The organism is Sphingomonas sp. (assembly GCF_040398505.1).
Classification (GTDB): Bacteria; Pseudomonadota; Alphaproteobacteria; order Sphingomonadales; family Sphingomonadaceae; genus Sphingomonas.
In genome coordinates this window covers 1-8337 of sequence record NZ_JBBATX010000105.1, presented here as the reverse complement: position 1 = coordinate 8337, position 8337 = coordinate 1, and the positions used below count along the sequence as shown (strand labels likewise).

The window sequence follows — 8337 nt, the reverse complement described above, 5'->3', positions numbered from 1 at the left end:
CCCGACCTCATCTTGCGCAATTCCCCCCGGACCAGCTCGACATTGATGTCGCTAAAGGCGCCGGCATCATGCATTCGCATATAGTCGCGCACCGTGAAGGCGGTGTCGGGAACGGACTCGGCGACGAGGCGGACCGGCTTGTTCATGGGATCAAAATAACACGCGCATGCGCGCGCTGGAACCAGCGCCGCGCCGGCCCGTTACGCCCCGACACTTTGGAGAGCGCATGATGGGTAAGGGTGGTATTTTGTGGCTGCTCGGCGTGCCCTTGCCGGTGATTCTGATCCTGTACCTGCTGTTCGGTCGCTGATCCGCGCTCAGGCGAAGGCAAGCGCCAGCGTCAGTCCGCCCAGCCCGAGCGACAGCGGCACGCGCAAGCTCATCCACCACGGCGGCACCAATCCGCGGCGCGCCAGCACCAGATCCACCGCCAGCGCACCGACCAGCGCCACGCCGAGGATCAGCAGCGATGGCCCCGGCCATGGCTGCCCGGTCGCCCAGGGTACGGCGCTGCCGAGCGCGATCAGCGACGGTGCGATCGCGGCGACCCATAGCCATTCTGGTGGATCGGGTTGGCTCGCGGCGATGCCCCACCACATCCCGCCGAGAAAGCTCAGGATCAGCGCGGCATAGGCATAGCCCATCGATAGCGCCGAGAAATGCAGCGGCCCGTCGCCGCTCAACACCACCGCCGCCGCCGCCAATTGCGGCAGCAGCCCGGCCAAACCGAGCCAACGCGGCACCAGTGGCGGGTTCACGCGCGCGCGCCCCGCGAAATGCGTCCCGACCAGGCATAACCGCGATAAAGCGGAACGAAGCGGGCTTTCCCGCCAACCTCGCTCGCCGCCTCGATCAGCGCCGGTTGCAACGTCGCGCGCGGAGTGACATCGAATCGGGCGAGCCACGCGAACAGCCCGGCACGAAATGCCCGCGGCAATCCCTCCTGCTGCCCGAAATCGACCACGTCGAGCCGCCCGCTAGGGGCAAGCTTGCCCGCCGCCTCGCGGATCGCCGCGCGCCAGTCGGGAATCATTGACAGCGTATAGCTTTGAAAGATCCGGTCGAAGTCGCCCACGCCGAACAACGCTTGCGGATCGAACGCCGTCGCATCGCCCTGGGCGAGCACGATCCGGTCGGACAGCCCCGCCTTTGCAACCTTGCCGCGCGCGGTTTCCAGCATCGCTTCCGAAATATCGATCCCGAAGAAGCGCGCATCGGGCCAAGCCTTTGCCGCCGCGATCAAATTGCGCCCTGTGCCGCAGCCGATCTCGAGCACCGATCCCCCGGCCGGCGGCGCGATCCCGGCGATCAGCGCGTCGCGCCCGAGCAAATAATATTTGCGGGTGAGATCATAGAAATGGCGCTGCGTCCGGTAGATCGCATCCATCTGTCCGGCATGGCCCGGTTCCATGCCCGGCTCCTTGGCAGTGCCGCTCACCCCAGCACGTAGAGATGGACGCCGCCATAGATCGAAGAGCGATCGCGCCGGGTATAATCGAGCGAATCCTCCGCGCGATACTGCCAGCGACCGAGGATCTCCGGTGGCACGCGCCCGGGCAGGATGCTCGACTCGCCCGCGGTGCGGAACAGCACGCGCGAACCCGGCTTCGCGGTGCGGGTGATCTCGCCCCACAGCTCGGTCAATTGCGCGTCGGTCATCCAGTCCTGCGCATCGAGCAGGATGTAGCGGTCGAGGCTCGCATCGCCTTGCGAGCGCAGATAGTCGGTGAAATTGGTGTGGCGCACCTCGATCCGCTCGGCACGCGCGACGATTTCGGCGTAATGCGCGCGCTGGAGATAGGGCGGCAGCGGCGCCGACGGCCCCTCGCCATAGCCGCGCCCGAACGCCTGCCACGCGAAGTAATTGTCTTTAATGTCGAAATCGCAGGCGAGCTTCTCAAGCCGCTCACGCAATACCACCGCCATCTTCTCCTCGCCGGCCAGCGCTTCATATTGCGCGGGTGGAATGCCGAGGCCGAACAACGACGCGGGCTGATCGGTGATCCATTTGATGAAGCCCTTGTCGAAAAAGGGCGCAAACTCGCGGTCGAAAATCTCGCGCTGCTCCTCGATCGACTTGGCCTTGAGCAGGATTTTCGGATTCACCCCGTTCAACCGCGCGAGCAAATGCGCGACGCCAATGAAATTGCCGAGCAATCCGCGCTTATAGACGTTGCGGGCAAAGCCACCGATCCGCCGCCGCCCGATCATGTCGCGGCCTTCCCAATAGGCGAGCGTCGCGTCATCGAGATGCGGGCGAATGTAGGTGCGATACGCGATCACGTTCTGGCGGCTATTGGCTTGCGCGAAGAAGCGATGGAACGCCTCGTAATTCGGCAGATGCCGCGCCGCGACGAGCTTCAATTTGTTGAGCGCGATATGCGCGGTGTTGAGATCGACCGCGGTGATCGCGCGCGGGTTGGCGGTCAGATACGACATCATGTTGCATCCGCCCGAAGCGATCGTCACGACATGGCTGTCGGGCGTGATCGCCAGCGCCTCCATATCGACCGCCGGATCTTCCCAGATTTGCGCATAGACGAGGCCGCGAAACGCAAAGGTGAAGGCGCGTTCGAGCAGCCCCTGCTTCGACAGATGCTTGTGTTGATGCACGGCGGTACGAACCGCGCGGTTCTTGGCGGCTTTGCTGCCGTCCTGACCATTACGGTCCCTGAGCGATCGGATGGCATTGGCCATGGCACATTCTCTCCTGCCGGATGTCCGTGTCTTGCGACCGAAACGCGGACGATGTTCGCGCGCTACGACGATCCGGTGACGCTTCCATGACGGTCTTGCGTCGAAAAGAAAAGGACCTGCCGGCGAAAGGGGGGTGCCGACAGGTCCGTTTACTTAAACCGTTCGCCGCAAAGGAGGGGATCCAGCGAACGGGTACACGCCCCTGCTTGGGACAGGGACACTTCTTTATACGCGATCGCGCGCCCTAAGGATGCGACGCAGACGAAAAAATTACGGCATCATCACCGTGTCGATGACGTGAATCACGCCGTTCGACTGCATCACATTGGCGATCGTGATCTTGCCGGTGTTGCCCTTGGCGTCGGTGATGGTCCAGCCCTTCATGCCCTTCTTGAAGGTGAGCGTGCCGCCCTGCACCGTGGTGTAGCTGGCCACGCCCTGATGCGCCTTGGCGGACGCGGCAATATTGGCTGCCGTGATGCGGCCGGGGACGACGTGATAGGTCAAAATCGTGGTCAACGTGCCCTTATTCTCGGGCTTGACCAGCGTCTCGACCGTGCCGGCCGGCAGCTTGGCGAACGCGGCGTTGGTCGGCGCGAAGACCGTGAACGGACCCGGACCCGACAGCGTCTCGACCAGACCTGCGGCCTTTACCGCGGCGACGAGCGTGGTGTGGTCCTTCGAATTGACGGCATTTTCGATAATGTTCTTGGTCGGATACATGGCAGCACCACCAACCATCGGGTTGCTGGTCTTGGCATAGCCAAGCGATGCGCCGCTGACGACGAGCGCGGCGGCGATGAGGGACGTGCGGAAAGTGCGGGTCATGACGGTAGGTCTCCTGCTGGTACGCCCGAACCGGACGCACGCGCAGCTACGCGGTGGCACCCCCGCCGGATGCACCGGCGCACAGAATTATACCTGCGCGAGCGCACCCTTGGCGACGACCGGTCCGGTCGGCAGACCGGTCGGCGATCCGCCGATCGGCTCGACCGTCACCGCCAGCACCGCACCGGCCGCGATCCGCGCGCGATTGTCACGCGACAGCGTCAGCACCGTGCCACCGCGCGCATGCAACAGGCCGAGCGAATGGCGCGTGCCATCGGCCGGGATCACCCACAATTCCGCGCTCTGGTCGGCCCCGACCAACTTGGCCTCGGTCAGGCGAAGTGTCCCGGCCGGCGCATCATAGACTGCGGTGACGGTCGCCGCCCCGGCGGTTTCGGGGTCGATCGAGGCGACCAGCGTCGGCGCACGCGCGGCCACGACCGGTGCGGCCGGGCGTGCTGGCGGGGCCGGCGGCACCGGCACGGGCCGCGCGACCAGAACCACCAGCAGCCCCGCTGCGGCAATGCTCGAGAGGCCGGCCAAAGCGGGCCACAGCTTGCTCCTGATCGGCGGTGCCAGCGCCAGCGTCGCAATCGGCGCTTCGACGGGACGATCGAGCGAGCGTTCGATCCGCGCGAACAGATCGGGGGCCTCGACCGCCGGCCACAGATCGAACAGCTGCGCCCAATGCGTGCGCCAGCGTTCGACCGAGCGGGCGAAACCCGGCTCGGCCAGGACTCGGCGGATCGCCACCGCGCGTTCGTCGCCGTCGAGCACGCCCAGCGCGAACTCGGCCGCAGCCATGTCGAGTGCTTCGTCCGAGCCGTCGCCTTCCGGCGGATCAAGGGGCGGCAGGTCGCTCACGCGTCCAGACACTCCTTCAATTTGGCGAGGCCGCGCCGCACCCAGCTCTTCATCGTGCCAAGCGGCACGGCCTGGCGCTCGGCCAGTTCGGCATAGGTCACGCCATCGAAAAACGCGGTGCGGATCGCGCTGCGCTGACGATCCTCCAAACGATCGAGACAGCCATGCAACAGATGCGCGGCTTCGTCGTCGAGCATCGTTTCGCTGATCAACGGCGCGGCGTCGGGAATCTCGGGTGCATCCTCGATCGGCGCGGCGCGGCGTACCTTTTGCGCGCGCTGCCAATCGATCGCACGGTTGCGCGCGATCGTGGCGAGCCACGTGATCGGGCTGGCGCGCGAGGGTTCATACGCCCCCGCCCGCTTCCAGATCGTCAGATATACGTCGTGCAACACGTCTTCCGCTGCCTGCCTTTCGCCGCAGATACGGTAGCAGATGCCAAAAAGCTTCGACGATGTCAGCGTATAAAGGTCGCGGAACGCTGTGCGGTCCTCCTCGCCGGTCCGTACCAGCGCTTCGACCAGACGCGCGCGGGCGGCGTCGGGTGCTGCGGCAGCGTCGGGGGGGGAAAGCGTCACGGCCACCATCTTTACGGTGGCGCGGCCGGAACGGCAATCATCGACCGCACGATGGCAGCCGAAGGATACACGCTTGGGTGTGGCATTCGCGCCATCGCTTGGCTAAAGGCTTGGAGATTGCTCCACCGATTTGGGACCGCGCCGACCTTGCGCATCGCCATCGCCTCTGATCATGCCGCGTTCGCGCTAAAGACGACGCTTGCCGCCTGGCTGCGCGCGCAAGGTCACGACGTGTTCGATCTCGGCCCCGACAGCGACGCCCGCGTCGATTATCCCGACTTCGGCTTCAAGCTTGCCGATGCCATCGCGCAGGGGGAGGCCGAGCGTGGGGTTGCCTTGTGCGGCTCAGGGATCGGTATTTCGATCGCGGTCAATCGCCATGCGGCGGTGCGGTGCGCCCTGGTATCGGAGCCGCTGTCAGCGGCGCTTGCGCGCGAGCATAACGATGCCAATGTTGTGGCACTTGGCGCGCGGCTTGTCGGCGAAGACATGGCCAAGGCCTGCATCACTGCGTTCCTGGCCACCGCATTTGCCGGTGGCCGTCATCAACCCCGCGTCGACAAGCTCGGCGCGCCCTCTCTTCACGTTGCGAAGGAATCGGCATGAGCACCAATCCGACCACGCTGCACGATTTGCAGCCCGACGGCTTCTTCACGCGCGGCCTGGCCGCGGCCGATCCGGCGGTTTTCGGCGGCGTCCGCGACGAGTTGAAGCGCGAACAGACGCAAATCGAGCTGATCGCGTCTGAAAACATCGTGTCGAAGGCGGTGCTCGAGGCGCAAGGCTCGGTCTTCACCAACAAATATGCCGAGGGCTATCCCGGCAAGCGCTATTATCAGGGCTGCCACCCCTCGGACGCGGTCGAGCAACTGGCGATCGACCGGGCGAAGGCGCTGTTCGGCTGCGCCTATGCCAACGTTCAGCCGCATTCGGGCGCGCAGGCGAACGGCGCGGTGATGCTCGCATTGGTCAAGCCGGGCGACACGATCCTCGGGATGAGCCTCGATGCCGGTGGTCACCTGACGCACGGTGCCAAAGCGGCGATGTCGGGCAAATGGTTCAACGCGATCCAATATGGCGTCGATCCGGTAACGCATCTGATCGATTTCGATGAAGTCGCGACGCTGGCGCGCGAACACAAGCCCAAGCTCATTATCGCTGGCGGTTCGGCCTATCCGCGCCAGATCGATTTCGCCAAATTCCGTGCGATTGCGGACGAAGTCGGTGCGTATTTCCTGGTCGACATGGCGCATTTTGCGGGGCTGGTCGCGGCCAAGCTCCACCCATCGCCCTTCCCGCACGCGCACATCGCGACGACCACGACGCACAAGACGCTGCGCGGCCCACGCGGCGGCATGATCCTGTCCGACGACGAGGCGCTCGGCAAGAAGCTCAACTCGGCGGTGTTCCCGGGGTTGCAGGGCGGGCCACTGATGCACGTGATCGCGGCCAAGGCAGTTGCGTTCGGCGAGGCGCTGCAGCCGGGCTATAAGAGCTACATCGCGGCGGTCATGGAAAATGCCAAGGTGCTCGCCGCCACGCTGAAGGAGCGCGGCTGCAACATCGTCTCGGGCGGCACCGACACGCATCTTGCGCTCGTCGATCTCACGCCGCTGGGCGTAACCGGCAAGGATGCCGACGAAGCGCTGGAGCGCGCCGGCATCACCTGCAACAAGAACGGCATTCCGGGTGATCCGCTCCCGCCGACCAAGACCAGCGGCATCCGCGTCGGGACCCCCGCGGGAACCACGCGCGGCTTCGGCCCCGCCGAATTCCGCGAGATCGGTAATATGGTCGCCGATGTGCTCGACGGCTTGCGCAAGAATGGCGAGCAGGGCGATGCGCAAGTCGAGGCGGCTGTACGAGCGCGTGTTACTCTGCTATGTCACCGCTTCCCCATCTATCCGGAGGCGTGACATGACCGAGCAGCCCAACGACAAACCCAAGGCGACGTTCGAAGACACCGTCCGCGCGGTCGGCGAAGACGTGGTCGAGGCGCTCGACAGCGCGGTCGATTACACGTCGAAGGCGATCGGTGGCGAGAATGGCAACAAGCTCGTCGGCGGGGCTGCGGTCGGCGCGCTCGCCGCGATCGTCCTGCCCTTCTCGATCCTCACCGGCGCGCTGGTGGGCGCAGGCTACGCCGCCTTCCGGAAGATGAACCGGTAGGCGATGCGCTGTCCCTTTTGCGGCCATGAAGACAGTCAGGTAAAGGATTCGCGGCCGACCGAGGATGCCGGTGCAATCCGGCGACGGCGGCAGTGCGAGGGCTGCGCGGCGCGTTTCACGACGTTCGAGCGCATCCAGTTACGCGAACTGACCGTGCTCAAGAGTGAAGACAAAAAGGAAGCGTTCGACCGCGAAAAGCTGCTGCGCTCGGTCGCGATTGCCGCGCGCAAACGCCCGATCGATGCGGTGCGGCTGGAAAAGCTTGTCTCGGGCATCCAGCGGCAATTGGAAACGCAGGGCGAGAGCGAAGTCCGATCGGGCAAGATCGGCGAAATGGTGATGGAGGGGCTCAAGGGCCTCGATTCGGTCGCCTATATTCGCTTCGCCAGCGTCTATAAGGATTTCACCGAAGCGAAGGATTTCGAGGAATTCGCGGGAAATGTGAACGAAGTCGGCCATAAGGAGGTGGGCGGCGGGTGAGCGCTACCCCGACGACCCTGCCCCCCGTCATCGTCCTGGTCCGCCCGCAACTCGGCGAGAATATCGGCAAGGCGGCGCGCGCGATGCTCAATTTCGGGCTCATCGAGCTGCGCCTCGTCGCCCCGCGCGATGGCTGGCCCAATCCGAGCGCCGGGCCGGCGGCGTCGGGTGCCGACATCGTGCTGGAACAAGCCACGGTGTTCGATAGCGTCGCCGCTGCCGTCGCCGATTGCGCGCATGTCTATGCAACGACGGTACGCAAGCGCGGCGTGACCAAGCCGGTGCTGACCCCGGAAGCCGCTGCAACCGCGATCCACGCCGGGCCCGGCCGCGCCGCCATTTTGTTCGGGCCGGAGCGATCGGGGCTGGAAACCGATGATGTCGCGCTTGCCCGCACGATCATCACCGTGCCGATCAACCCCGAATTCGGCTCGATCAATCTGGCGCAGGCGGTGATCCTGATCGCTTATGAATGGTCGAAGGGCATGGGGCTGGCACAACCGCCCGAGACCGAGCTCGCGCCGCCCGCCCCGCAGGAGGAGCTCGACGGGATGATCGCGCAGCTCGAGGCGATGCTGGTCGACTCGGATTTTTTCTTCCCGCCCGCACGCACCCCCGTCACGAGGCGGACGCTGCGCACGCTGCTGACCAAGCCCGGCTGGTCGGCACAGGAAGTGCGCACGATGCGCGGGGTGTTGAGTGCACTTGCGGGAAAGCAGCC

12 protein-coding genes are annotated in these 8337 nt (G+C 65.3%); 6 read left to right on the top strand and 6 right to left on the bottom strand.

Translation table 11 applies throughout. The features are described from left to right. Nucleotides 1-166: 166 nt before the first annotated feature. Nucleotides 167-310, top strand: coding sequence for a hypothetical protein (locus ABWP09_RS11925; protein ID WP_353205352.1), 144 nt, complete (start codon nucleotides 167-169; stop codon nucleotides 308-310). A 7-nt stretch (nucleotides 311-317) separates the two neighbouring features. On the opposite strand, the gene ABWP09_RS11920 is transcribed toward ABWP09_RS11925, so the two are convergent. From ABWP09_RS11920 to ABWP09_RS11895, 6 genes are all read right to left on the bottom strand, one after another. Further along, nucleotides 318-758: a DUF3429 domain-containing protein gene (locus tag ABWP09_RS11920; protein WP_353205351.1), complete on the bottom strand. Its 441-nt coding sequence runs from the start codon at nucleotides 756-758 to the stop codon at nucleotides 318-320. Then, nucleotides 755-1411, bottom strand: a complete 657-nt coding sequence (locus ABWP09_RS11915) for a class I SAM-dependent methyltransferase (RefSeq protein WP_353205350.1) — start codon at nucleotides 1409-1411, stop codon at nucleotides 755-757. Before ABWP09_RS11915 ends, ABWP09_RS11920 begins: the two co-directional genes overlap by 4 nt. Nucleotides 1412-1434: 23 nt before the next feature. Then, the gene (locus ABWP09_RS11910) at nucleotides 1435-2697 is read right to left on the bottom strand and encodes a BtaA family protein (RefSeq protein WP_353205349.1); all 1263 of its coding nucleotides are present in this window, start codon (nucleotides 2695-2697) and stop codon (nucleotides 1435-1437) included. A gap of 270 nt (nucleotides 2698-2967) precedes the next feature. Next, nucleotides 2968-3525 carry a fasciclin domain-containing protein gene (locus tag ABWP09_RS11905; protein WP_353205348.1) on the bottom strand — a complete coding sequence of 186 codons (558 nt, stop codon included), beginning with the start codon at nucleotides 3523-3525 and terminating at the stop codon, nucleotides 2968-2970. Between the two features lie 87 nt (nucleotides 3526-3612). Beyond that, nucleotides 3613-4389, bottom strand: a complete 777-nt coding sequence (locus ABWP09_RS11900) for an anti-sigma factor (protein ID WP_353205347.1) — start codon at nucleotides 4387-4389, stop codon at nucleotides 3613-3615. Next, nucleotides 4386-4976, bottom strand: coding sequence for a sigma-70 family RNA polymerase sigma factor (locus tag ABWP09_RS11895; protein WP_353205346.1), 591 nt, complete (start codon nucleotides 4974-4976; stop codon nucleotides 4386-4388). The genes ABWP09_RS11900 and ABWP09_RS11895 overlap by 4 nt, the downstream gene beginning before the upstream one ends. A gap of 138 nt (nucleotides 4977-5114) precedes the next feature. Between ABWP09_RS11895 and rpiB the strand changes: the two genes are divergently transcribed. From rpiB to ABWP09_RS11870, 5 genes are all read left to right on the top strand, one after another. Further along, a complete protein-coding gene (gene rpiB, locus ABWP09_RS11890) occupies nucleotides 5115-5573 on the top strand; it encodes a ribose 5-phosphate isomerase B (protein WP_353205353.1) in 459 nt (152 codons plus the stop codon). Then, a complete protein-coding gene (glyA, locus tag ABWP09_RS11885; RefSeq protein WP_353205345.1) occupies nucleotides 5570-6883 on the top strand; it encodes a serine hydroxymethyltransferase in 1314 nt (437 codons plus the stop codon). Before rpiB ends, glyA begins: the two co-directional genes overlap by 4 nt. A 1-nt stretch (nucleotide 6884) precedes the next feature. Continuing rightward, on the top strand, nucleotides 6885-7136 hold the full coding sequence (locus ABWP09_RS11880) for a hypothetical protein (protein WP_353205344.1): 252 nt from the start codon (nucleotides 6885-6887) through the stop codon (nucleotides 7134-7136). A gap of 3 nt (nucleotides 7137-7139) precedes the next feature. Next, nucleotides 7140-7616 (top strand): transcriptional regulator NrdR, encoded by a 477-nt coding sequence (nrdR, locus tag ABWP09_RS11875; RefSeq protein WP_353205343.1) that lies wholly within the window; start codon nucleotides 7140-7142, stop codon nucleotides 7614-7616. Next, nucleotides 7613-8337: RNA methyltransferase (locus tag ABWP09_RS11870; RefSeq protein ID WP_353205342.1), on the top strand; the 725-nt coding region annotated here is incomplete at its 3' end. The genes nrdR and ABWP09_RS11870, both read left to right, overlap by 4 nt.

Bases quoted from the DNA above. Each gene is read 5' to 3' on its own strand.
- ABWP09_RS11925 (WP_353205352.1), top strand. From the start codon at position 167: ATGCGCGCGCTGGAACCAGCGCCGCGCCGGCCCGTTACGCCCCGACAC.
- ABWP09_RS11915 (WP_353205350.1), bottom strand. From the start codon at position 1,411: ATGGAACCGGGCCATGCCGGACAGATGGATGCGATCTACCGGACGCAG.
- ABWP09_RS11910 (WP_353205349.1), bottom strand. From the start codon at position 2,697: ATGGCCAATGCCATCCGATCGCTCAGGGACCGTAATGGTCAGGACGGC.
- ABWP09_RS11905 (WP_353205348.1), bottom strand. From the start codon at position 3,525: ATGACCCGCACTTTCCGCACGTCCCTCATCGCCGCCGCGCTCGTCGTC.
- ABWP09_RS11895 (WP_353205346.1), bottom strand. From the start codon at position 4,976: ATGGTGGCCGTGACGCTTTCCCCCCCCGACGCTGCCGCAGCACCCGAC.
- glyA (WP_353205345.1), top strand. From the start codon at position 5,570: ATGAGCACCAATCCGACCACGCTGCACGATTTGCAGCCCGACGGCTTC.
- ABWP09_RS11880 (WP_353205344.1), top strand. From the start codon at position 6,885: ATGACCGAGCAGCCCAACGACAAACCCAAGGCGACGTTCGAAGACACC.
- nrdR (WP_353205343.1), top strand. From the start codon at position 7,140: ATGCGCTGTCCCTTTTGCGGCCATGAAGACAGTCAGGTAAAGGATTCG.